Source organism: Devosia sp. ZW T5_3 (assembly GCF_044987315.1).
Classification (GTDB): domain Bacteria; phylum Pseudomonadota; class Alphaproteobacteria; order Rhizobiales; family Devosiaceae; genus Devosia.
On the sequence record NZ_JBJDRE010000026.1, the window covers coordinates 1 to 23,852 of the forward strand.

At 64.0% G+C, this 23,852-nt stretch carries 21 protein-coding genes; 11 read left to right on the forward strand and 10 right to left on the reverse strand.

Translation table 11 applies throughout. The features are described from left to right. The first annotated feature begins 288 nt into the window (after window positions 1–288). From xseA to ACI3KW_RS22060, 3 genes are read left to right on the forward strand one after another with little or no spacing between them, the layout of a single operon-like run. Window positions 289–1,902, forward strand: coding sequence for an exodeoxyribonuclease VII large subunit (gene xseA, locus ACI3KW_RS22050; protein WP_404849870.1), 1,614 nt, complete (start codon window positions 289–291; stop codon window positions 1,900–1,902). A 50-nt stretch (window positions 1,903–1,952) separates the two neighbouring features. Continuing rightward, entirely contained in the window at window positions 1,953–2,174 is a 222-nt protein-coding gene (locus tag ACI3KW_RS22055) for a DUF2093 domain-containing protein (protein ID WP_262169529.1), read from the forward strand. Window positions 2,175–2,176: 2 nt separating this feature from the next. Continuing rightward, window positions 2,177–3,325, forward strand: coding sequence for a glycosyltransferase (locus tag ACI3KW_RS22060; protein WP_404849871.1), 1,149 nt, complete (start codon window positions 2,177–2,179; stop codon window positions 3,323–3,325). Window positions 3,326–3,336: 11 nt separating this feature from the next. Here the strand turns inward: ACI3KW_RS22060 and ACI3KW_RS22065 are convergent, their stop codons facing one another. Continuing rightward, on the reverse strand, window positions 3,337–3,582 hold the full coding sequence (locus ACI3KW_RS22065) for a DUF4170 domain-containing protein (protein WP_262169533.1): 246 nt from the start codon (window positions 3,580–3,582) through the stop codon (window positions 3,337–3,339). Between the two features lie 11 nt (window positions 3,583–3,593). Further along, the gene (locus ACI3KW_RS22070) at window positions 3,594–4,433 is read right to left on the reverse strand and encodes a 3'(2'),5'-bisphosphate nucleotidase CysQ (protein WP_404849872.1); all 840 of its coding nucleotides are present in this window, start codon (window positions 4,431–4,433) and stop codon (window positions 3,594–3,596) included. Window positions 4,434–4,751: 318 nt separating this feature from the next. On the opposite strand from ACI3KW_RS22070, the gene ACI3KW_RS22075 reads away from it, so the two are divergent. Further along, window positions 4,752–5,267 (forward strand): DUF6101 family protein, encoded by a 516-nt coding sequence (locus ACI3KW_RS22075; protein WP_162740003.1) that lies wholly within the window; start codon window positions 4,752–4,754, stop codon window positions 5,265–5,267. A 190-nt stretch (window positions 5,268–5,457) separates the two neighbouring features. On the opposite strand, the gene ubiA is transcribed toward ACI3KW_RS22075, so the two are convergent. Further along, window positions 5,458–6,402, reverse strand: a complete 945-nt coding sequence (ubiA, locus tag ACI3KW_RS22080) for a 4-hydroxybenzoate octaprenyltransferase (protein ID WP_404849873.1) — start codon at window positions 6,400–6,402, stop codon at window positions 5,458–5,460. Between the two features lie 98 nt (window positions 6,403–6,500). Here ubiA and ACI3KW_RS22085 point away from each other — a divergent pair, with 98 nt between their 5' ends. From ACI3KW_RS22085 to ACI3KW_RS22100, 4 genes are all read left to right on the forward strand, one after another. Then, a complete protein-coding gene (locus ACI3KW_RS22085; RefSeq protein ID WP_404849874.1) occupies window positions 6,501–7,250 on the forward strand; it encodes a 16S rRNA (uracil(1498)-N(3))-methyltransferase in 750 nt (249 codons plus the stop codon). A gap of 74 nt (window positions 7,251–7,324) precedes the next feature. Continuing rightward, entirely contained in the window at window positions 7,325–8,695 is a 1,371-nt protein-coding gene (locus ACI3KW_RS22090; RefSeq protein ID WP_404849875.1) for a glutamate--cysteine ligase, read from the forward strand. A 382-nt stretch (window positions 8,696–9,077) separates the two neighbouring features. Next, a complete protein-coding gene (gene purD, locus ACI3KW_RS22095; RefSeq protein ID WP_404849876.1) occupies window positions 9,078–10,361 on the forward strand; it encodes a phosphoribosylamine--glycine ligase in 1,284 nt (427 codons plus the stop codon). 130 nt (window positions 10,362–10,491) lie between these two features. Further along, a complete protein-coding gene (locus ACI3KW_RS22100) occupies window positions 10,492–11,364 on the forward strand; it encodes a patatin-like phospholipase family protein (protein WP_162740002.1) in 873 nt (290 codons plus the stop codon). A 155-nt stretch (window positions 11,365–11,519) separates the two neighbouring features. Here ACI3KW_RS22100 and fabV read toward each other — a convergent pair whose 3' ends face one another. From fabV to ACI3KW_RS22115, 3 genes are all read right to left on the reverse strand, one after another. Beyond that, the gene (fabV, locus tag ACI3KW_RS22105; protein ID WP_404849877.1) at window positions 11,520–12,683 is read right to left on the reverse strand and encodes an enoyl-ACP reductase FabV; all 1,164 of its coding nucleotides are present in this window, start codon (window positions 12,681–12,683) and stop codon (window positions 11,520–11,522) included. A gap of 73 nt (window positions 12,684–12,756) precedes the next feature. Beyond that, complete coding sequence (locus tag ACI3KW_RS22110) at window positions 12,757–13,212, reverse strand: nucleoside deaminase (RefSeq protein WP_404849878.1); 456 nt, start codon at window positions 13,210–13,212, stop codon at window positions 12,757–12,759. An 8-nt stretch (window positions 13,213–13,220) separates the two neighbouring features. Continuing rightward, window positions 13,221–14,114 carry a LysR family transcriptional regulator gene (locus ACI3KW_RS22115; RefSeq protein WP_404849879.1) on the reverse strand — a complete coding sequence of 298 codons (894 nt, stop codon included), beginning with the start codon at window positions 14,112–14,114 and terminating at the stop codon, window positions 13,221–13,223. A 99-nt stretch (window positions 14,115–14,213) separates the two neighbouring features. Between ACI3KW_RS22115 and ACI3KW_RS22120 the strand changes: the two genes are divergently transcribed. Further along, window positions 14,214–15,344, forward strand: coding sequence for a TDT family transporter (locus ACI3KW_RS22120; RefSeq protein ID WP_404849880.1), 1,131 nt, complete (start codon window positions 14,214–14,216; stop codon window positions 15,342–15,344). 75 nt (window positions 15,345–15,419) lie between these two features. Beyond that, window positions 15,420–17,261 carry a DNA mismatch repair endonuclease MutL gene (mutL, locus tag ACI3KW_RS22125; RefSeq protein ID WP_404849881.1) on the forward strand — a complete coding sequence of 614 codons (1,842 nt, stop codon included), beginning with the start codon at window positions 15,420–15,422 and terminating at the stop codon, window positions 17,259–17,261. A 145-nt stretch (window positions 17,262–17,406) separates the two neighbouring features. Here the strand turns inward: mutL and ACI3KW_RS22130 are convergent, their stop codons facing one another. Beyond that, the gene (locus tag ACI3KW_RS22130) at window positions 17,407–18,483 is read right to left on the reverse strand and encodes a citrate synthase/methylcitrate synthase (RefSeq protein WP_404849882.1); all 1,077 of its coding nucleotides are present in this window, start codon (window positions 18,481–18,483) and stop codon (window positions 17,407–17,409) included. An 84-nt stretch (window positions 18,484–18,567) separates the two neighbouring features. Here ACI3KW_RS22130 and ACI3KW_RS22135 point away from each other — a divergent pair, with 84 nt between their 5' ends. Then, on the forward strand, window positions 18,568–19,701 hold the full coding sequence (locus ACI3KW_RS22135; protein ID WP_404849883.1) for a citrate synthase: 1,134 nt from the start codon (window positions 18,568–18,570) through the stop codon (window positions 19,699–19,701). Here the strand turns inward: ACI3KW_RS22135 and edd are convergent. From edd to zwf, 3 genes are all read right to left on the reverse strand, one after another. Further along, a complete protein-coding gene (gene edd, locus ACI3KW_RS22140; RefSeq protein WP_404849884.1) occupies window positions 19,695–21,509 on the reverse strand; it encodes a phosphogluconate dehydratase in 1,815 nt (604 codons plus the stop codon). The two genes, ACI3KW_RS22135 and edd, sit on opposite strands and share 7 nt — an antisense overlap. A 126-nt stretch (window positions 21,510–21,635) precedes the next feature. Further along, the gene (pgl, locus tag ACI3KW_RS22145; RefSeq protein WP_404849885.1) at window positions 21,636–22,343 is read right to left on the reverse strand and encodes a 6-phosphogluconolactonase; all 708 of its coding nucleotides are present in this window, start codon (window positions 22,341–22,343) and stop codon (window positions 21,636–21,638) included. Beyond that, window positions 22,344–23,825 carry a glucose-6-phosphate dehydrogenase gene (gene zwf / locus ACI3KW_RS22150; protein WP_404849886.1) on the reverse strand — a complete coding sequence of 494 codons (1,482 nt, stop codon included), beginning with the start codon at window positions 23,823–23,825 and terminating at the stop codon, window positions 22,344–22,346. Between the last annotated feature and the right edge of the window lie 27 nt (window positions 23,826–23,852).

A 23,852-nucleotide genomic window follows, 5' to 3' on the forward strand; every position in this document is an offset into this window, starting at 1 on the left:
TCCCTCCTCCCCACCACTCTCCTCGGGCTCGACCCGAGGGGCCCTCCCAATTCGGCACAAGCGGCGAGCGACCCTCGGGGCAGGCCCGAGGGAGAATTGTGGATGTGGAGAGCCCCGATCTGCCTCCCTCCCCCTTGTGGGTAGGGATCGAGGGTGGGGCTGCGCTCCCCACCGGCATTGAGCATCTGGAGGCCACCCCTCCCTGGCCCTCCCCAAGGTGGAGGGAATTAGATCGTGGCTCTCGGCTCCGCCCTTGACCTCCTCCGCCAATTGCCGCACCAGAGTGGCATGTCTGATGCCCTCACCAATGCTGCCGAATTTACCGTTTCCGAGATCGCCCAGGCGGTCAAACGGACGGTTGAGGATGAATTTGGGCATGTGCGGGTGCGCGGGGAAATCTCCGGCTATCGCGGGCAGCATTCCTCGGGCCACGCCTATTTCACGCTCAAGGACGAGAATGCCTCGATCGACGCGGTGGTGTGGAAGGGCAATTATGCCAAGCTGACCTTCAAGCCCGAGGAAGGGCTCGAAGTGATCGCTACCGGGCGGCTGACCACCTTCCCGCGCTCGTCGAAATACCAGATCGTCATCGACAATATCGAGCCGGCCGGCGCCGGCGCCCTGATGGCGCTGCTCGAGGAGCGTCGCAAGAAGCTGCTGGCCGAGGGCCTCTTCGCGCGCGAGCGCAAGCGCGACCTGCCCTATCTGCCCCGCGTCATCGGCGTCGTCACTTCGCCCACTGGCGCGGTGATCCGCGATATCCTCCATCGCCTCAATGACCGCTTCCCCAGCCATGTGCTGGTCTGGCCCGTGCGCGTGCAGGGCGATACCTGCGCGCCCGAAGTGGTCAATGCCATCGAGGGCTTTAACGCGCTGCTGCCCAATGGTCCCATTCCGCGCCCCGATATCCTGATCGTGGCGCGCGGCGGCGGCTCCATCGAAGACTTGTGGGGCTTCAACGAAGAAGCGGTGGTGCGCGCCGTGGCCGCCAGCGCCATCCCGATCATTTCGGCCGTGGGCCACGAAACCGATACGACGCTGATCGACTATGCCTCGGACATGCGCGCACCCACCCCCACCGCCGCCGCCGAAGCGGCCGTGCCGGTGCGGGCCGAGCTGATCGGCTATGTCGACGATCTCGGCGGCCGCCAGCGCCAGGCCGCACGGCGGCTGACCCTGAGCGCCCGCGACCGGTTGCGCGCCGCGACGGCAGGTCTGCCCCGCCCGGCAGATCTGGTCGCCACCCAGCGCCAGCGCCTCGATCACGCGGCGAGCAATCTGGGCGCCGCCTTGCGCCATTCGGTGCAGGCTCAGCGCGTGCATCTCTCCCGGGTCGAGCCGCGCCTCGTGCCGCAATTGCTGGCGCGCCGCCGGCTCGAAATGGCCGAGCGGCTGGGCAATCTGGAGATGCGCAGCAATGCCGGCCTGCGTAAAACCGTCGAGCGCGCCCGGCTCACTCATGATCCCCGCGCCGAGCGGCTGGCCAATGCGGCCGTCCGGCTGGTGGAACGCAAGCGCGCTTTGCTCGACGCCATCGGCCCCAAGCTTTCGCCCAATGCCCTGCGCGCCGAATTGCGCCATTCGCGCAGCCAATTGGCCCCGCTGGCGGCAAACCTGCTCACCAGCGTCACCCAGGCCATGGCCGACCGGCGCTCCGCCCTCAGCCAATCGTCCAAGCTGCTGCTCTCGCTCAGCTATAAAAACGTGCTGGCGCGCGGCTATGCCGTGATCAAGGACGAAACGGGCAATCTGGTGCAGGACAAAGCCGCGCTCTCCCCTGGCGATGCAGTCGCAATCGAGTTTGCCGATGGCGCCGTGGGCGCTACTATAGCGGGCAGCCCGGTCATCAAAAAGAAACCGCGTCCACCATCGGATGGCGGCACGCAGGAAAGCCTCTTTTGAGCCGGTGATTTCATCGCTATATCCAGAGACGGACTGTCAGGAATTCAGCCATGAACATTTTCGACAAAGGCTTTGCCCCCTCAGAAGCGGTGATCCGCTATCTCGATGGAGATTATGTCGTGCTCAAGCCCGGCAGCTTTGTGCGCTGCGCCATTTCCGGCAAGCCCATTCCCGTGGATGAATTGACCTATTGGAACGTCGACCGGCAGGAGGCCTATGCCGACGCGGCCAATGCCCATGCGGCGTTCGAGCGGTACGGCATCGGAGCCTGATCGTGGCGGAAGCGTCAGTCCGCCTACGATATCTCTTTATTTCCAATGGGCATGGCGAGGATTGGATCTCCGCCGCCATCGTGGCGCGTTTGCCCAAATGGATCGAGGCGGAAGCCTATCCGATGATCGGGGCGGGCAATGCCTATGCCAATGTGTGCCGCATTGTCGGGCCGCGGGCGTCGCTGGCCTCCGAAGGCTGGCGCAATGTGAAGGGCTCGCTGCGGCGGGACCTCGCTACGGGCGGGTTGCGCACTGTACCCCCTGCCCTTTCGTTCCTGCGCAAGATGCGCGGCAAATATGATCGCGTCGTCGTGGTCGGGGATATGGTCGGGGTGCTGGCGTGCCTGGGTACCGGCCATCGTGACCTGATATATCTCGATGTCTACAAGACCGGCGCGGCCCGGCTCTATTCCGTCCCCGAGCGCTGGGCCATCAAGCGGGCCTGCGCGACCGTGTTCTGCCGCAGCGATAACCTCGCGCGCACGCTCGAGCATATCGGCGTCGATGCCCGCTGCGCCGGCAATATCATGATGGACACGATCCCCAGTGGGGACTACGACTCCCGCGCCCGCCGCACCAGATCCACAGCCGTGACGCTCCTGCCGGGCAGCCGCGCGCTGACGGCCGAGAGCTTTGCGCTGCAGGTCGATGGCCTGCGCACCCTGCCGCCCGACTTGCGCCCCGATATTTTCCTCGCCGTAGCCGGCAGCATCAATGTCGACGATCTCGCCAAAAAAACCGGCCTGCGCCGCACCTCGATGCTGAGCGCCGAATCCGCGGATCTGGGGGAATTGTCCGATGGCACACTGACCATCCACATGGCCAAGGGCAGTGCCATGGGTAATCTCTTGGCGGCGTCCGATCTGGTGCTTTCGCAAGCCGGCACCGCAACAGTGCAGGCGCTCGGCCTGGGCAAGCCCGCCATCACCGTGGTCAATCCCCGCGACCGCCGCTCCCGCTTTACCGACGAGCAGATGCTGTTTGGCGAAGCCCGCATCGTGGTGCCGGACGAACCGGCCGCCATCGGAGCCGCCCTGCGCCATCTGCTCCAAGATGACAGCGAACGCCGGCGCCTCGCCAATATCGGCCGCGAACGCATTGGCGGTCCGGGCGCAATCCATGCCGTGCTCGATCGGCTGATGGAGCAGTAGGCCGGGGAGCCCTACTTCTTATCCGTCTCCGGATCGAGCAGCCGGTGCAGGTGCACAATGAAATACCGCGTCTGCGCGCTATCGACCGTCAATTGCGCCTTCTGCCGCCACACCGCAAAGGCAGCAGCATAGTTCGGATAGACGCCGACAATGTCGACCTTGTCGAGATCGGCAAAGGTGACGTCCTCGATGCTGGACAGTTCGCCGCCGATAACGAGGTGCAGAAGTTGCTTATTGGGTGCTTCTTTGTCGGCCATTTGGCGCTCCGTCAGGTCAGTGTCGTTTGCTGCGGCGTCTCGGTTTCGCTGGGACAGCCATAAACCTTGATCAGGGCCGCATGCACGAGCGGTTTTAGGCTCATGTCGCCAAGCGCCGCAAGCGCCCCGTGGCGCGTATCTCGCTTGTTAAATTGTGGGAACCCCGTGCACACATCGGCAAAGCCGATCCCGGTTTCATCCAGGATCAGTGCAGCCGCTGCAATATCCCAATCCTGGCTGCCCCGCCGCGACACGGCGGCATCCAGCTTGCCGGTCGCCACCTGCACCAGCCGGTAGGCCAGCGAGGGATACATCGGACCACGCGAATAATGCAGGCCCGCCGATTGCATCTCCTGATGCACCGCGCCCGGCGCCGGGATCAATGGCGGCGCGCCAGCCCGGCGGCTGCGGGTGATTGGCTTGCCGTTCAGCCGCGCCCCGCCGCCCTTGATGGCGTCATACATTTCGTCACGCACGGGCGCATAAACCACCCCAGCCACCGGCACGCCGTTTTCGACCACCGCCAGCGACACCGTCCAGCTATCCTCGCCGCGCAGGAAGCCGCGCGTGCCGTCGATTGGGTCAACGACAAACACCCGCTCGCAATCGAGCCGGGATGGATTGTCGGCGGTTTCCTCGCTGAGCCAGCCATAGCTGGGCCGCGCCGCCAGCAATGACGCGGCGAGATAGCGGTCGACCAATATGTCGGCTTCGCTCACCGGGGAGTCATGGTCCTTGGTCCAGCTCTTTACATCGCGGCGAAAAAAGCCGCTGGCAATAATGCCTGCTGCCACCGCCGAAGAGCGGAGCAGTTCAAGATCATCACTATAGATACTGGGAGGAAGCGTCATTTTCCCCGCGCTTTTAGGCTGGCCGCCGGTTTTGAACAAGGCCAGTGCGAACACATTGCTTCGAGCGCTCGGGATAAGTGCTTAGGACGGCGGCACAATTGGCGGCCCCGGCGCTCAAATCGGGCTGGTTAACAGTCCCATTCCACAATCGGTTAATCGCTCCCTACACCGAGTCAGGTCCTGCTAACCCTCTCGGAAAACAAGATAAACTTAACCGAACCGATTAAGGAGGCGGCTAAGGGGACGCGCTAAGGTGGGGTCATAAAAGAGAGCGCAAAAAACAGCTCTTGAAGTTGACAGGTATAAGGCGGAACAAAAATGGTTCATGGCGTTGCGATGGAAGGTTCATCGGTCGTTCTGGCGTTCGGCAAGCCGGCAATAGCAGATCGCCGCTTCGTGGCCGCCAATGACAATGGTCCCAAGGACCCGGTCAAAACCGTCACCGTTCGCAGAATGCTCGAACAGAGCGGCGTTTCGATCAAGATCAAGGTGCCCGTCACCGAATTTATCGGGGTGGCCGTCGCAACCTCGATTTCCGAAGAAGGCGTGTTGATGAGCTCGATTGAGCTGGTCCATTCCGATAGCGAGCTGAACTATCGCGTGTTCGAAGAACAGGGCAATCACAACGTCGTCGCCGAATGGCAGAACTGGGGCAAGAAGCTCCGCCTGCCGCTGTTCATCAAGGCCGGCGATGGCCAATACATGCCCTATAGCCAGCAGGTCGATGGCGTCATGCTGGGCAGCTCGGCCAGCCGCCGCAAACTCGCCGCCGAAGCCAACCGTCGCCCCCGCTTCCTCAATCGCCGCAAGCCCGGCCAGAGCGAAGCCAACTAATCAGTTACTGCCTCCAAAGCACGACAAAGGGGTTAGCCGGTGGTGCGGCTAGCCCCTTTGTCGTTTTTTTGGCCCTTGGGTGGCACGACCTCGTCCTTCGACAGGCTCAGGATGAGGTCTACTGATTGGCATGCGGTCTAAAAGTAGACCTCATGGTGAGCCTGTCGAACCACGAGGTCGTGGCACAATCCTACCAAACCCACTCCGCCAGCAGCGCCAGCACCAGCGCAATCCCCACATAATGGTTGAGCTTGAACCGCGCCGCCGGATTTTCCGGCACCGTACCGTCCAGCGTCCAGACCTGCCAGGCCAGCAATCCCCCAGCGACCAGCGAGAGGAAAAAGAACACCAATCCCGCCCCAGCCACAATCGCCCCCACGAGCCACAGCAGGTAAGCCCCGGCATAAAATCCACCCACAATCGGCCGCGTCTTACTGCCGAATAGGCGCGCCGTGGATTTGACCCCGATCAGCGCATCATCCTCGATATCCTGCAGCGCATAGAGCGTGTCATAGCCGATGACCCACATTATCGTGCCGAAATACACCAGCAGGATCGCCACCGAAAAGCCGCCGGTCTGGCTGCTCCAGCCCACCAGTGCGCCGTACGAAAAGGCCAGCCCCAAAAATGCCTGCGGCCACCAGGTGACCCGCTTCATGAAGGGATAAATCGCCACCAGTACCAGCGAGGCCACGCCGGCGATGACGGTGAAGCGATTGAACTGAAACAGCACGATCGCCCCCAGCAGCGCCTGCGCCACGAGAAAAACCAGCGCCTGCCTGGCCGTGACCTGCCCTGAAGGAATGGGCCGCGAGCGGGTGCGCGCTACCTGCATATCGATATCGCGGTCGACAATGTCGTTAAACGTACACCCCGCGCCGCGCATCAAAGCCGCGCCGATAAACATCAGGACACAGGCAATCCAGTCAAAACCCCGCGCCGGATTGGCCACCGCCGCCAGAGCCAGCCCCCAGGTGCAGGGCCAGAACAGCAGCCAGATGCCGATCGGCCGGTCCCACCGCGCCAGCCGCGCATAGGGTTTGAGCCAATCGGGGGCATAGCGATCCACCCAATTGCCCGATTGGGCATCGGCGACTGTGCCGGGGACAGGAGGGGTTTCATTGCTGTTGGTCATCGCGCTCGCCAAAAACCACAAGGCGGATAGACCCGGCCTTGATCAAACGACAGCTTCAGTCCTAACTGCGCCGTGACAGCCAATCAACACACTTGCCCATGCCCCGCACCCACGCTTCCCTGCCGCGCCTCCACATCGAACCCGACCTTGCCGCCCATGCCCAACTCACCCTGGGCAAGGACCAATCGCTCTATCTCGCCGCCGTTTTGCGCAAAAGCGTGGGCGATGAAGTCGTGCTGTTCAATGGCCGCGATGGGGCGTGGCTGGCCCGCCTCGCCAGCGATTCCAAGAAATCGGTGACGCTTGATCTGGTCGAACAGATCGCGCCGCAGACACCCGTATCGGACCTTTGGTACGGCTTTGCCCCACTCAAGACCGAGCGGCTCGATTATGTGGTGCAAAAGGCCGTCGAGATGGGCGCGGGCGTCATCCAGCCTGTCCTGACCAAGTTCACCCAGGTCAGCCGCCTCAAGCATGAAAAGCTGGTCGCCAATGCCATCGAGGCCGCCGAGCAATGCGAAGTGCTCAGCGTCCCCAAGGTCGCCACCGAGATCACACTGGACCGCCTGATCGATGGCTGGGCCACAGAACAAGGAGAACGCAAGCTGATCCTCGCCGATGAAAGCGCCGCCTCCGCCTCCCCGGTTGACACCCTCACCGCCCTACGCGGCCAGCCGATCGGCGTGCTGATCGGCCCCGAAGGCGGGTTTTCCGAGGACGAACGCGCCAAGCTGCGCGCTCAAAACTTCGTCATTCCGATCAGCCTTGGCCCCAGGATTCTGCGCGCCGATACCGCCGCGGTGGCCGCATTGGCCGTGATTCAAGCGACCATCGGTGATTGGCGATAAAAGCCGATTGCTTTCGGCTTGCGCCTCGCTATGTTCGCGCCCAACAATGACCCCCTCATCGCAAGAGGACTTTAATGGCCGGCGCCGACACATATTCGCCCCTGATTGAATCGCGGGCCGACCTCATCGACGGCATGGCGCGGGGCAATAAGCCCGCCGAGCAATGGCGCATCGGCACCGAGCACGAAAAACACGTGTTCCACACCAATCCGCTCCGCCCCGTTGCTTACGAGGGTCCAAACGGCATCCGCGCCCTGCTCGACGGCGTCGCCGAACGCACCGGCTGGGAGCCCTTTTTCGACGAGGGCAATCCCATCGGCCTGTGGGACAAGGACGCACATGGCGGCATTTCGCTCGAGCCGGGTGGGCAATTCGAGTTGTCCGGCGCGCCCCAGCCGGACCTGCATGCCACCGCCGCCGAAACCGCCGAGCATATGCGCGTGGTCAAGGAGGTCGCCGCCCCGCTCGACATTCATTTCCTCGGCCTCGGCGTTACCCCGCTCTGGAGCGTGCCCGAAATCGAAGTCATGCCCAAATCGCGCTATGGCATCATGGCGCCCTATATGGACAAGGTCGGCACGCTGGGCACCTCGATGATGTTCCGCTCCGCCACGGTACAGACCAATCTCGATTTTTCGAGCGAAGCCGACATGGTCAAGAAGTTCCGTGTCTCGCTGGCTCTGCAGCCGGTCGCCACGGCGCTGTTTGCCAATTCGCCCTTCGTCGATGGCAAGGATAGCGGCTATCTCAGCTTCCGCAGCCATATCTGGCTCAATACCGACAATGCCCGCACCGGCATGCTGCCCTTCGTGTTCGAAGAAGGCTTCGGCTTCGAGCAATATGCCGACTATGCGCTGGATGTGCCGATGTATTTCGTCCTCCGCGATGGCCACTACATCAACGTCGCCGGCGAGAGCTTCCGCGCCTTCCTCGAAGGCAAGCTGCCGCAATTACCCGGCGAAAAGCCGACCCGGCGCGACTGGAACTACCATCTGGGCACCATCTTCCCCGAAGTGCGCCTCAAGCAGTTCCTCGAAATGCGCGGCGCCGATATGGGCGACGAGAAATCGGTCACCGCGCTTTCGGCCTTCTGGGTCGGGCTGCTCTATGACGATGTCTCCCTCGAAGCCGCCTATGAGCTGATCCAGCCCTGGACCGACGAAGAACGCGAACATATGCGCCGCGAGGTCCCCCGCCTGGGCCTCAACACCCCGCACGACCGCTCCAATCTCTACGACATCGCCGCCCAGGCCGTCGGCATTGCCGAAGCGGGCCTCGTCCGCCGCAACCGCCGCAACGCCAAGGGCCAGGACGAAACCATCCACCTCGCCCCGCTGGAAGAAACCATCCGCCTCGCCAAATCCCCGGCCGAGCGCTGGCTCGAGAAATTCCACGGCGAATGGAATGGCGATCTGACCCGGATTTTCAAAGAAGCCGAGATGTAATTTTTGCCTATTTGCCGCTGAGGCAAGGCAAGGGCACCCAGCCCCATCTCCACCACGGTGCCATTCCGGCGAAGGCCGGAATCCATGCTGAAGACCACCCCCAAGCTGGATGTATGCGGCGCACCACGGACCTGGATCCCGGCCTCCGCCGGGATGACATCGGGGTTGGGATATATTTTGCACAAACCATCCCCACCCACCGCATCTCCCTCGGGCTCGACCCGAGGGCCATTCCCCACCCGGCACAAGCGGCGAGCGGCCCTCGGATCAAGTCCGAGGGAAGCCCAGTGATTGGAATGGGACTGAGTACCAAAACCCCAAAACCCTTGCCTCCCCGCTTTATCTCGTGCATCACCCCGCCCATAGCGGCGGAGGGCAAAGCATGCGGGTTCTGGTCATTGGTAGCGGCGGGCGCGAGCATGCCCTGGCGTGGAAAATCGCCCAATCCCCCAAGCTCACCAAACTCTTCATCGCCCCGGGCAATGGCGGCACTGATGCCGTGGCCGAGAACCTGCCGGTCGACATCACCAACCATGACGCGGTGATCGCCCTCTGCCACCAGCACGCAATCGATTTCGTGGTCGTCGGCCCCGATGCCCAGGTCGTGGCTGGCCTCGGCGATGACCTCCGCGCCGCCGGCTTCGCCTGTTTCTGCCCCTCCAAGGCCGCTGGCCAGCTCGAAGGCTCCAAGGGCTTTACCAAGGCGCTCTGCGACGAGATGGATATCCCCACCGCCGCCTATGGCCGCTTTGACAATGAAGCCGCCGCCCTTGCCCATATCTACACGCATGGCGCGCCCATCGTAATCAAGGCCGATGGCCTGGCCGCCGGCAAGGGCGTCACGGTCGCGATGAGCGTCGAGGAAGCCGAAGAGGCCGTGATCGATTGCTTTGCCGGCGCCTTTGGCGCTTCGGGCGCGGAAGTCGTGATCGAGGAGTTCATGGAGGGCGAGGAAGTCAGCCTTTTCGTGCTCTGCGATGGCACCAATATTCTCCCCCTGACCACCGCACAGGATCACAAGCGAGCCTTTGATGGCGATACCGGCCCCAATACCGGCGGCATGGGCGCCTATTCGCCCGCCGATGTGATGACGATCGAGCAATATGACGACGCCATGGCCCGCATCATCGAGCCGACCGTGCGGGGCCTTGCCGCGCGCGGCACTCCCTATCAGGGCGTGCTCTATGCCGGGCTGATGCTCACTGCCGATGGGCCCAAGCTCGTCGAATACAATGCCCGCTTCGGCGACCCCGAAACGCAGGCCATGATGATGCGCCTCGAGAGCGACCTGCTGGAGCTGCTGTTTGCCACCGCAACCGGCGCGCTGGCGGGTCAGCATGTGGCCTGGAAAGACCAATATGCCGTTACCGTCATCATGGCGACGAATGGCTATCCCGGCGATTACGGCAAGGGCAGCGAAATCAAAAACGCCGAGGGCCTGAATACACCGGACCTGCATGTCTTTCATGCGGGAACGCGCCGCGATGGCCAGCGTTTACTTGCTGCCGGCGGGCGCGTGCTGAATGTCACCGCGCTGGGCTCGACCGTAAAAGAGGCGCAGCAGCGTGCTTACGCAGGCGTGGATCAGATTGTTTGGCCAGAGGGCTTTTGCCGCCGAGATATCGGCTGGCGGCAGATTGCCCGAGAATTCACCACATCGGCGTGAACCCTTTCGCAATCCCGGCGACCTACCCTATCTTTCCGAGCAGAAGCCGCCGCGCCCGCTAGTCCCCATCCAGCTCCGGGGCCAGGCACTGGCGAGTCGGCTTCGCCCGGATGGCAAGGAGCGGGCCAGAGTGAGCACCACAGCCGGACCACGCATCGGAGTAGCCCTGGGCGGCGGGTCGGCACGCGGGCTGACCCATATTCCCTATATCGAGGCGATGGACGAGCTGGGGATCAAACCTGCCGTTATCGCCGGCACGTCAATTGGCGCGTTGATCGGCGCTGGCTGGGCTGCCGGCATGACCGGGGCGGAATTGCGCGAACATTCCTTCAAGGTGCTGGGCACCATGAAAATCATCGCCACCAAGCTTTGGGCCACCCAGATCCGCGGCATTAGCGGCATTCTCAAGAACGGCATTTCGATGCAGCTGGACGCCACCAATGTGGTGGATGCCTTCACCCCGCCCAACTTCCCGCGCGAGTTCAAGGATCTCAAGATCCCGCTCTATGTGGTGGCGACCGATTTCCAGTCCTGGCATCAGGTCGTGTTCAATTCGGGCCTGTTGCGCCCCGCCATTGCCGGCTCGATCGCCATTCCGAGCCTGTTCCGGCCCGTGGTCTATGCCAATCACATCCTGGTCGATGGCGGCGTGGTCAATCCGCTGCCGCTCGATCAGGCCGATATCGACACCGATTTCCTCATTGGCATCGACGTCAATGGCGATCCTTCCGAAGGCATCGCCAAGACCGATCACAAGCCGCTCGACGTGTGGTTCGGCTCAGCCCAGATCATGATGCATTCGCTGACCGCCCATATGATGGCCGCCTATCCGCCCGACATCTATATCCGGCCCCATGTCACCAATTTCGGCGCGCTGGAATTCTGGCGCGTCCGCGAAATCGTCGCCAATGCCGAGCCCGAAAAAGAGCGCTTCAAGCGCATGCTGGAAACGAAAATCGAGGCCTATATCCAGGGCAAGGTGCCGGTGATCCCGAGCAATTAGGGCGCGCGGCCTCTTTTACACTCCCACCGCTCTCCTCCCACCCACCGTTCTCGCTCGGGCTTGACCCGAGGGCCACTCTCAGCCCGGCACAAGTGGCGAGAGGCCCTCGGGTCAAGCCCGAGGGAGAGCCGGTGATTGGAATAGAAAACGGACCCTTAAACCTCGCGCGGATCAACATCCGCTGTGTAATCCACCCCACCCAGCCCAAAGCCGAACAGCTTCAGAAACTCAGCACGATACGTCTTCAAATCCGCCAATTCCGGCAGCGTCTCAGTCGACAGCAGCGGCCAACGACGGACCATTTCGGCCTGCACGGTCGGCGACAGCTCCCAGTCGTCAACACGCAGGCGGTGCGCTTCGTCGATCACCGGATCGGCCAGCTTGGTACGGAACAGCCGGTCGATCTGCTCGATCGTGCCCTCGTTCAGCCCCATCTCGGCCATCACCTTGAGCAGCAGCGTGCCATAGAGCGGCACCACCGGAATAGCCGAGCTGGCCTGGGTGACAACTGCCTTGAGCGCCACGACATAGGCGCTGGTATCGCCAAAGCGGCTGCGGATTTCCCCGGCAGCACGGTCCAGATCGGCCTTGGCCACGCCCAGCGTGCCCTTGTGATAGATCGGCCAGGTCAGCTCACTGCCCAGATAGGTGTAGTTGAGCGTGGTGAAGCCATCGGCCAGCACGCCCGCATCGGCCAGCGCCGAAATCCACAGCTGCCAATCCTCGCCGCCCATCACCTTGACGGTGGCGGCGGCTTCTTCGTCGGTCGCGGGCTCGATCACCACTTCGGAGACTTCCCCGGTGGCAGTATTCAGCGTCTTGGCGGCAACGGCGGCGCCAAAGGGCTTGATGGCCGAGCGATAGGTTTCACCAGTGGCCGGGTCGGTGCGCACGGGCGAGGCCAGGCTATAAACGATCAGGTCGATCTGGCCCAAATTCTGGCGGATCGCCTCGATGGTCTCGGCCTTGATGGCATCCGAGAAAGCATCGCCTTCAATGGTTAGCGCCAACCGGCCGGCGGCCTTGGCGCGCTGCTCGAAAGCGCGGTTATTGTACCAGCCGGCGCTGGCGGTCTTGTTTTCCGCCGGCGGCTTTTCGAACGAAACGCCGATCGTGTCGGCGCCGCTGCCAAAGGTCGTGACGATCCGCGACGCCAGCCCATAGCCGGTCGAGCAGCCCAGCACCAGCACCCGGCGACGGGCCGATGGGATCTCGCCCTTGACCACGACATGGTCGATCTGGCGCTGAACATTGGTGGCGCAACCGACGGGGTGCGCGGTGGTGCAGATGAAGCCGCGAATCTTGGGCTCGATGATCATGGGCGTGGGCTCCGAATGGTCTTGGCTTTGGCAATAGCGCGCCAAACAGCGCAGGGCTAGGGTGATGTCGGGTTTAGTCGCTACGCAGTCCCCGGAAAAAGTCGCGCAACAGCGCTTCTGACCGGCTGGCGCCAATGCCGCCGATGACCTCAGGATGATGATGACAGGTCGGTTGCTCGAACAGCCGCACGCCATTCTCCACCGCCCCGGCCTTAATATCCTCGGCCGCGAAATAGACCCGCCGCAGCCGCACATGGGCAATGGCCCCCGCACACATGGCGCAGGGCTCCAGCGTCACATAAAGATCGCAGCCATCGAGCCGCCCACTCCCCCGCTTGGCCAGAGCCGCTCGGATCGCCAGCATCTCGGCATGGCCAGTCGGATCGTTCAGCGCCTTCATCCGATTGCGCTCGGCGGCGAGCACGATATCGCCCTCCATCACCACCGCGCCCACCGGCGCTTCGCCATGCGCGGCGGCCTCCTCGGCCAAAGCCAGCGCCAGATCCATGGGTGAGCGTGAAGCGGTCATGGCTCTTCCTAGCCGTTTGCCCGCGCGCTGCCAACCATGGCCAGAAACGCCTCAGCCGCCTTGGTGCGATAGCGCTCCTTGTGCCGCAGCAGATAAAAACTGCGCCGCACCACGGGCAGGTCGACCACGCTCAGCAGCCCCGCAACCACCCGCGCCCGCGCCACAGCCCGCGACACCAAAGTCGCCCCCAGCCCCGCCTCCACCACGCCCAGCACCGCCTCATTGCCCGGCAGCACCATGGCAATATCCAGCGCCGCCGCATCAATTCCCGCCTTGGCAATCATGCCATCAAACGCCGCCCGCGTGCCCGACCCCGTCTCGCGCAATACCCAGGCCGTGCCACCATAGCCCGCCGCTTGCGCCACGCCCGCCTCGGCCCAGGCGTGCCCGGCGCCGACCACCACGACCATCTCGTCCTGATCGAGCAGGTCCACGCTCAGCGCCGGCCGGCTCACCTGGCCCTCCACCAACCCCAGTTCAGCCAGTCCGCTCTCGACCCCATCGGCCACCTGGCCGGTATTGCCAAATGCCATGTCCAGCTCGATTCGCGGATGCATCTGCCGATAGGCCACCAGCCGCCGCGGCAGCCAGTAATCGGCCACGGTCTGGCTCGCCATCACCGACAGCCGCCCCCGCAACAGCCGCGACAGATCATCCAGGGCCCCCTGCGCCGCCTTGGCCCGGTCCAGCACCGCCTGCGCCTCGGGCAAAAACGTCCGCCCCGCTTCGTTGAGCACAATGGAGCGCCCCACCCGGTCGAACAGCGTTACGCCATGCCGGTTTTCCAGCGCCGAAACCGCCGCGCTCACCGCCGACTGCGTCATATGCAGCCCCTCCGCCGCCCGCGTGATGTGCTGGCGCTCCGCGACGGCCAGGAAAATCCGCAATTGCTCAAGGGTCATGTCCGCACCAATCAATCGATATTATCGATTGATCTCACATAAATCATGCGTTGGAAACGAACATCGCTTCGGCGCTATTGCTCGGCGCAGAGGTTCCCCATGTCCATCGCCGTCGCCGCTATCCGCCCACTGTCCCGCCTTGCCTCCCCAGCCGACGCGGTGCGCTTTTTCACGCCCAACTGGTTTGCCGCCACCATGGGCACCGGAATTCTGGCGATAGCGCTGGGCCAATTCCCCGATCTACCGCTGCTCTTTGCCGCCGGCACGGTGCTTTGGCTCTTCAACATAGCGCTGTTCACCCTCTTCACCGCGCTTTATGCCACGCGCTGGGTCACCCATTTTTCCGGCGCCAAACGCATCCTGGCGCATTCGAGCATGTCCATGTCGCTGGGCTGCATTCCCATGGGCCTGGCCACGCTCATCAATGGCGCCCTGCTGTTCGGCCTACCCACCTTCGGCACGGCCATAATTCCGGTGGCCCATGCCCTGTGGTGGCTCGATGCAGCGCTGGCGCTGGCCTGCGGCATCGGCGTGCCCTTCATGATGTTCACCCGCCAGAGCCATTCGCCCCAGCAGATGACCGCCATCTGGCTGCTGCCCATCGTCGCCGCCGAGGTTACCGCCGCTAGCGGCGGCCTGCTCGTGCCCCATCTCGGCCCGGCCGATCAGCTCACCATCACCCTGCTCAGTTATTGCCTCTGGGCCTGCTCGGTGCCGCTGGCGCTGGGCTTGCTCGTCGTGCTGGTGGTGCGGATGATCGTGCACAACCTGCCCGACGCCAATATGGCCAGCTCCTGCTGGCTGGCGCTGGGCCCCATCGCCACCGGCGCATTGGGCATGTTGCTGCTGGCCGAGCACGTGCCCCAGGTGCTCGAGGCCAATGGCCTTGGCGCCTATGCGGGCGCGGTGGGTGGGGCCAGCTTCCTCATCGCCGTGCTGCTCTGGGGCTATAGCCTGTGGTGGCTGGGCATGGCGGGCCTGATCACCCTGCGCTATTTCCGCGGCGATGTGCCATTCAACCTCGGTTGGTGGGCCTTCACCTTCCCACTGGGCGTTTATGCCGTCACCACGCTCAAGCTGGCCCATATCGTGCCATTCGCCCCGCTCATGGTGTTCGGTAACGTGCTGGTCGGGGCACTAGCTCTGGTCTGGCTCATCGTCGCCTCCCGCACCTTCTCCGGCGCCTGGCGGGGCGATCTGTTCTCGGCGCCATGCCTCGTCGATGACTGAGCCGGTGAAAACGGCGGAACCGGGTCGGAAACTCCCCCGCCATCGCCTATATTCTCCCCTCAGGAGAATCGATCCTTGCCCATTCGCCAGCTTCCCGAAGATCTGATCAACCGCATCGCCGCCGGCGAGGTGGTGGAGCGGCCTGCCAGCGTGGTCAAGGAATTGGTCGAAAACGCCATCGACGCCGGCGCCAGCCGCATCGTCGTCACCACCGCCGGCGGCGGCAAAACCCTGATGCGCATCGAGGATGACGGCCATGGCATGGACCAAGCCGATCTCGTCCTCTCAGTCGAGCGCCACGCCACCTCCAAGCTCAGTGTCGATGATCTCGACGATATCCGCACCCTGGGCTTTCGCGGCGAGGCATTGGCCTCGATCGGCTCCGTTGCCGAACTGACCGTCTCCTCCCGCCCCGTCAATGCCGAAAGCGGCCTGCGCATTGAGGTGCGCAGTGGCGTGCGCTCCGGCCCCGTGCCACAGGCGATGAACCGGGGTACTGTCGTCGAGGTCAAGAACCTCTTCGGCAATGTCCCCGCGCGGCTGAAATTTTTGAAAACCGACCGGGCCGAGGCCGGGGCCATCACCGACGTGATGAAGCGCCTCGCCATGGCCAATCCGGGCGTGCATTTCGTCCTCAACGGCACCGATCGTTCCCCCGCCAATTGGCCCGCCGTCAGCGGTGCTGGCGCGCTGGAAGCGCGGCTGGCCCAGGTCATCGGCGATGATTTCGCGCAAAATGCCGTGCGGCTCGCCAGTTCGCGCCATGGTGTGGTGGTCGCAGGCCTGGCGGGCCTGCCCACCTATACCCGCGCCAATTCGCTATCCCAGTTCTACTTCGTCAATGGCCGCTCGGTGCGCGACAAGGTGCTGGTCGGCGCCATCCGCGCCGCCTATGCCGATTACACCTTCCGCGACCGCTTCCCGGTCGTCGCCCTCTACATCGCCATCGACCCGGCCGAGGTTGACGTCAATGTGCACCCCGCCAAGGCCGAACTGCGCTTCCGCGATGCTGGCGCCGTGCGGAGCGCAGTCATCCGCGCCATCGGCGAGGCACTGACCGCTGCGGGCTTTAAAGCCTCCACCAGCGTTGCCGACGACATTCTGGGGGCGTTCACCACCCCAAACTATGAGGCAGCGCCCGCCGGTGCGCCCCCGCAGCGCCAGGATTTCATGCGCCCGGCAATGCCCTTTGCCAGTTATGACCGGGCCTCAGGCTATGGCAGCGCCAATCCCTTTTCGCCCCAATACGGCGCCACTGCCCAGCAGCAGGGCATTGAAGGCCTCAACGAGCCCAGCGCCCGCGTCGAGAGCGAAGCCTCGCCGGCTGTGATGGAATTCCCCCTCGGCACCGCCCGCGCGCAGATGTTCGACAATTTCATCATCGCCCAGAATAGCGAGGGCCTGCTGCTGGTCGATCAGCACGCCGCCCATGAGCGCCTGGTCTATGAACGCTTCAAGGCCCAACTCGCCTCTGGCCCGGTGCCCAGCCAGGCCCAGTTGATCCCCCTGGTCATCGAACTACCCGAAGAAGATTGCGCCCGGCTCGAAGACGCCGCCCCTGACCTTGAACGCTTCGGCCTCTACCTCGAACGTTTCGGCCCCCGCGCCATCGCCGTGCGCGAAACCCCGGCTTTGCTCGGCAATTCCGACATCAACGGCCTGGTCCGTGACGTGGCCGATGGCCTGGCCGAATGGGACACCTCCAGCGCCGTCGCCGATCGCATGGACGAGATCATCGCCCGCATGGCCTGCCACGGCTCCGTCCGCTCCGGCCGGCGCCTGCGCGTTGACGAAATGAACGCCCTGCTCCGCGACATGGAAGCCACCCCCCATTCCGGCCAATGCATCCACGGCCGCCCCACCTATGTCGAGCTCAAGCAGAAAGATATTGAGCGCCTGTTCGGGCGGAGCCGATAGGGGCCTAGGCACTACCTCTCCACACCCACCGCATCTCCCTCGGGCTCGACCCGAGGGCCATTCTCAACCCGGCACAAGCGGCGATTGGCCCTCGGGGCAGCCCGAGGGAGAGCCGGTGGGGAGGAGGGCCTGGGGGGCAACTTACCTAGGCCGCCAACGGCCCTATATATTTGGACTGCGGCCGGATCAGCCGACCGTGATCAATCTGCTCGCGCGCATGCCCGATCCAGCCACCAACCCGTCCCGCCGCAAACACGCAGGTAAACGCCTCGCGCGGCAGGCCAAGCGCCTCGAGCAACAGCGCCGTATAAAACTCCACATTGGTCTCCAGCGCCCGATCCGGCTTCTTCTGTCGCAGCAGAACCAGCGCGGAGTGCTCAACAGCCTCCGCCAAAGCCAGCCGCTCGGCCGGCACCGCGCCGGCCTCAGCCAGTTGCCGCAGCGCGTTCTTGAGCGCATCGGCGCGCGGGTCGCGCACGCGATAGATGCGGTGGCCAAAGCCCATCAGCCGTTCACCACGCGCCAGTTCCGTCGCCAGCCACGGCTCGGCGCGGTCGGGCGTGCCGATGGCATCCAACATATCGAGCACCGGGCCGGGTGCACCACCATGCAGCGGACCCTTGAGCGCGCTCAGAGCCGCCAGAATGGCGGAAGTCAGCCCGGCGCGGGTCGAGGCCACCACGCGGGCGGCAAAGGTCGAAGCATTCAGCCCGTGGTCGGACACCGTCACCAGATAGGTATCGAGTGCATTGACCTGCGCCTGGGTCGGCGCGCTACCAGTCAACATCGCCAGCATATCGGCAGCGTGGCCCAGCGTGTCGCTGGGCGCCACCACCGGCATTCCCTGCTGCAAGCGTAGCAAAGCGGGCGTGAACACTGCCGGGGCAGCCAGCAGCCGATAGGCGGTGTCGCGGTCCTCCCCATCGGGCAGCCGCGCGATCATGGCGCGCAGGCCTTCGATCGGGCTCAGCGCCAGAATGACCGCGTCAACGCCTTGGATATAGCCATGCACCTCTTTACGGGCCACAGCCAGGTTCCGGGTGATGGCGGCGCTGTCCGCTTCAAGGAAATCGCCAAGCAACAAGGCCAGCATGGCCTCGTAGCTGGTGTGCCCCGCCAGCGCGTCGAGCGAGTGGCCGGCGATGATCAGCCGCCCATTGAGCCCATCCACATCCGACAGCATGGTTTCGGCTGCGATGACGTCGTCCAATCCAGAGATCATCTTGTCTCTCCTCTGCTTCATTGGGTAAATGGGCTTGCTCAAGATTGACGTCAATCTTGATGCTACTGATCAATGTGAGGTTCCATGGGCTGGATCACCGCCGAGCAGGCCTTGCAGCGTCTGGGCACCAAGCCGCAGACGCTCTACGCCAATGTCAGTCGCGGCCGGATCGCGGCCAAGCCCGACGCGACCGACCCACGCCGCAGTCTTTACAGCACCGAGGATATCGACCGGCTCGCCAGCCGCCAGCATGGCCGCCGCAAGGCCGAGACCGTGGCGGCGCAGTCCATCGCCTGGGGCGATCCCGTCCTGCCGACGACGATTTCAACCGTGCAGGATGGACGGCTCTATTATCGCGGCGAGGATGCGGCGGTCCTGTCGCGCACGGCCGATCTGGAAGCCGTGGCCGGCCTGCTCTGGGGCGGCAAGCGGCCGCGCTTTCCCATCATGCCGGGCGAAGAGATCGCCGGCCTGGCGCAAGCCTTCACCGTGCTCGGGCGCCTCGCCGCGAGCGACATGCCCACGCTCGGGCGCGGCAGTGCCGTGCTGCATGCCGACGCGGCCCGCGTAATGGGCGCGGTGTCCCGCGCGCTGGCGGGCTCGACGGCGACCGAGCTAACCGCCCATGAACGCCTCGCCCGCCATTGGCATCGTCCCGAAGCCGCCGACATCATCCGGCGCGCCCTGGTGCTCCTGGCCGAGCATGAGCTCAACACCTCGACCTTTTGCGCGCGGATCACCGTATCGACCGGCGCACCGCTCTCAGCCGCAGTGCTGTCGGGCCTCTGCACGCTCAGCGGCCCACTGCATGGCGGCGCGGCGGCAGCAATGGATGAACTGGTGGACGCGGCCGAACGGCTCGGCCCGGAGCAAGCGGTGCAGCTCAGCCTGCGGCAGGGACGCGCCCTGCCCTGTTTCGGCCACCGGCTCTATCCCCATGGCGATGTCCGCGCGGCCGAATTGCTGGCCCGGTTCGAAGCGCCGCCGCTTTATCGCGACCTCGCAGCAATCGGCGAAGCCCTGGTGGGTGAAAAGCCAAATATCGATTTCGCGCTCTCGGCCATGGCCGCCGCCTTCAGCCTACCGCCGGCGGCGCCCTTGATCCTCTTCACGCTGGCCCGCTCGGTGGGGTGGCTCGCCCATGCGCTCGAGCAGATCGAGACCGGATCACTGATCCGGCCCCGCGCACGTTATGTCGGGCCGCCTCCGGCCTATTGAAAGACGCTGGCGCCGCGATCGGCGACGCCGACGAGGCTGCGGAATCCGGCAAACAGTTCGCGGCCCATGCCGAAATGCTGGGGCCGCAAATCCTCGGTAGCCGGCGTGCGGGCAAAGAATTCCTTTTCGTCGCCCAGGAAGGTCAGCGTGCCTTCATTGGCGTCGAGCCGGATCATGTCGCCATCGCGGATCTTGCTGATCGGGCCGCCATCGACGGCTTCCGGCGTCATGTGGATGGCCGCCGGCACCTTGCCCGAGGCACCCGACATGCGCCCATCGGTCAGCAGCGCCACCTTGAAACCACGATCCTGCAACACACCGAGCGGGGGCGTCAGCTTGTGCAATTCGGGCATGCCCAGGGCCCGGGGGCCAGAGAACCGCACCACGGCGATCACGTCGCCGGTCAGTTCGCCCGCCTTGAACGCGGCCAGCAGCCCGTCCTGCCCATGGAACACCCGGGCCGGCGCTTCGATCACCCGATGTTCCGGCTTGACCGCCGAGACCTTGATGACTGACCGGCCGAGATTCCCCGACAAAAGCTTCAGGCCGCCAGTCTCCTGGAATGGCGTCTTGGTCGAGGTCAAAACCTTGGGCAGCGCCGATTCCTTGGGCGCCGCCTCGAAGGCCAGCTTGTCCTCGATCAGCTTGGCTTCCACGGTGTAATTGGACAGCCCATTGCCCCAGACGGTCTTGACGTCTTCGTGCAAATGCCCGCTTTCGAGCAATTCCTGGATCAAAAAGCCCATGCCGCCCGCCGCGTGGAAATGGTTCACATCGGCCACGCCATTGGGATAGACGCGGGCCAAAAGCGGCGTCGCGTCCGAGAGATCGCTCATATCGTCCCAGGTCACATGCAGGCCCGCCGCCGCCGCAATGGCGATCAGGTGCATGGTGTGATTGGTCGAGCCGCCCGTGGCGTGCAGACCCACCAGCCCGTTGACGATGGCCTTTTCGTCGATGACGTGCCCGGCCGGGGTATAATCATTGCCCTGCGCGCTCAGCGACAGCGCCCGCACCGTGGCCTCGCGGGTCAGTGCATCGCGCAAGGGCGTACCCGGATTGACGAAGCTGGCGCCCGGCAGGTGCAGGCCCATGATTTCCATCAGCATCTGGTTGGAATTGGCCGTGCCATAGAAGGTGCAGGTGCCCGCCGAATGGTAGGACTTGCTCTCGGCTTCGAGCAGTTCGGCACGGCCGACCTTGCCCTCCATATAGAGCTGGCGGACCTTGCTCTTTTCGTCATTGGGCAGGCCCGAAGGCATCGGCCCGGCCGGCACGAACACCGCCGGCAGATGCCCGAAGGTCAGCGCCCCGATCAGCAGGCCCGGCACGATCTTGTCGCAAATCCCCAGATACACCGCCGCGTCGAACATATTGTGGCTGAGCGAAATGGCCGTCGACATGGCGATCACGTCGCGGCTGAACAGGCTCAGATCCATGCCCGGCTGGCCTTGCGTCACCCCATCGCACATGGCCGGCACGCCACCGGCAACCTGCGCCGTGGCGCCCATCTCGCGGGCCGCCTGCTTGATGATTTCGGGATAGAATTGATAGGGCTGGTGGGCACTCAGCATGTCGTTATAGCTGGTGATAATGCCCAGGTTGAGCGTCTTGTTGCCCGCCAGAGCCGCCTTTTCCGAAGGGGTGCAGGCGGCAAAGCCATGCGCGAGATTGCCGCAGGAGAGGGTCGAGCGGTAAACGCCCGCCTCGCGGGCCGCGTCGAGCCGGTTGAGATAATCCTTGCGGCTATCGCGACTGCGCGCGGCGATGCGGTCGGTCACATCCTGGATGGCTTGGCGAACGGACATAGTGAGCTCCTAACTCAGTTGTCGCGTCCTCGCGCGGACAAGTGAGGGGTCACTTGTTCCGAAAAGAGAACGCTGCTGCGGAGCCGCGTAGTGGCCAGGGCAGTCGATTGGGGACCGCCGAGGGGACTATGGGCACCAGTAGACAGTTACAGGCTTGCCGGAGCGCAATACGGCGCGGATGGGGAGGTCCTCAGCGGGACCATCTCCCAGAGCCGCGTCGAGAACGACGGCCTTTTCCTCCCCTTCGATGTGAAGGTATAGCCCATCCGTGTGGAGGAGACGCGGTAGGGTAAAGGTGATGCGCGGCTCGCCCGCTCCGGGGGCGTGGATCGCAATGGCGGGGCCGGCCGAGGTCAGCGCCTCGCTCAACGTATCGCCGCCGGGGAAGAACGAAGCCGTGTGTCCGTCCCCGCCCATGCCGAGCACGACGGCGGCGAATTGCTCGGGCAGATCGGCCAGCAATGCGTTGGTCTTGGCCACTTCGGTCACGCCGGGTTCGTCACCGCCCGAATAGAGCGGGAAGAAGCGCGCCACCGCTGCCGGGCCCTGCAGCATTTTTTCGTTGACCAGCAGGGCATTGGAGCGGTCGCTGGTCTCATCGACCCAGCGCTCGTCGACCAGGGTGACGATCACCTTGGTCCAGTCGATATCCTTGGTCTTGCCCAAAGCCTGGAAAAACCGGGCCGGGGTGGAGCCCCCGCTCACCGCAATCGCCGCCACGCCCCGCTCGGCAATCGCCGTGCGGATGCGGTCTGCCACCGCCTCGGCCAATTCCTTGGCCAGGGTCGGCTTGTCAGCAAAGGTGCGGCGCTCGAGTTGGGGCTGTGCAGTCACTTAATTATCGTCCTCATACCATGTCCGCCCATCGCGCTCGATCAGAGCGATGGAGCCGGTGGGGCCCCAGGTGCCGGCCGTATAGGGCTGGGGCGGTTCACTCGAACGGTCCCACGCTTCGCGGATCGGGTCCACCCATTTCCACGCCGCTTCCAGCTCATCGCGGCGCATGAACAGCGTCTGGTTGCCACGGATCACGTCGAGCAGCAGGCGCTCATAAGCCTCGGGCGTGCGCTCGGCAAAGGTTGCGGCAAAGCTCAGGTTCAGCGGCACTTCGCGCAGGCGCATGCCGCCCGGACCCGGATCCTTGATCATCATCAACAGCTTGACGCCTTCGTCGGGCTGCAGGCGGATGATCAGCTTATTGGCCTTAGGCGCGCCCTCGGCATGGTCGAAAATCGAATGCGGGATCGGCTTGAACTGGATGCAGATTTCCGACACCCGGTTGGCCATGCGCTTGCCGGTGCGGAAATAGAACGGCACGCCTGACCAGCGCCAATTTTCCACTTCCGCCTTGAGCGCGACGAAGGTCTCGGTGCGGCTGCCCTTCTTGTCCTCGGGCAATTCGTCCTGGTAGCCGGCCACGGCCGTGGTTTCCGACTTTACGCCCTTATACTGGCCGCGCACGGTGTTCTTGGCCACATCGCCATTGACGATCGGCTTGAGCGCGCGCAGCACTTTGAGCTTTTCGTCGCGCAAGGCATTGGCGTCGTCGGAAGCCGGTGGCTCCATGGCGACGAGGCACAGCAGTTGCAACATATGATTCTGGATCATGTCGCGCAGCGCGCCGCTCTCGTCATAATAGCCGCGCGTGCCGGCACCCACCGACTCCGAGACGGTCAGCTGCACGTGGTCGATATGGGCCGAGTTCCACACCGGCTCGAACAGCGCATTGGCAAAACGCAGCGCCAGCAGGTTCTGCACCGTCTCTTTGCCCAGATAGTGATCGATGCGGTAGACCTGATCTTCCTTGAAGATCTTGGCCACGCCGTCATTGATTTCCATGGACGAAGCCAGGTCATGGCCCAGCGGCTTTTCGATCACCACGCGGGCATCGCGGCGGTAATATTTCTTCTTGGCCAGATATTCGGCGATTGGCTCGAACAGGTCCGGCGCCACGGCGAGGTAGAAGGCGCGCACGATATTGGGATCGTCGCGCAATTGCTTGCCGAGATCGCCGGCATTGGCCGGGTCGCTCACATCGACCGGTACGTAGGAGAAAATCTGGATGAAGCGGTCGATTACCGCCTCGTCCTGGTATTCCTTCTCGACGAATTGGATGATCGCGTCGCGCGCTGCCTTCTGGAAGTCGGCATCGCTGAGCTTACTACGCGAGACGCCGATAATGCGGCTCTGCCCGTCGAACTGGCCGTCCTTGAAACGGTGGTAGAGCGCGGGAATCAGCTTGCGCTTGGTCAGGTCGCCCGTGGCGCCGAACACCACATAATCGAAAGGCTGGACGGGAATGATACGGCTGGACACTTGGCAAGTCCTTGGTTTGACGCGTCG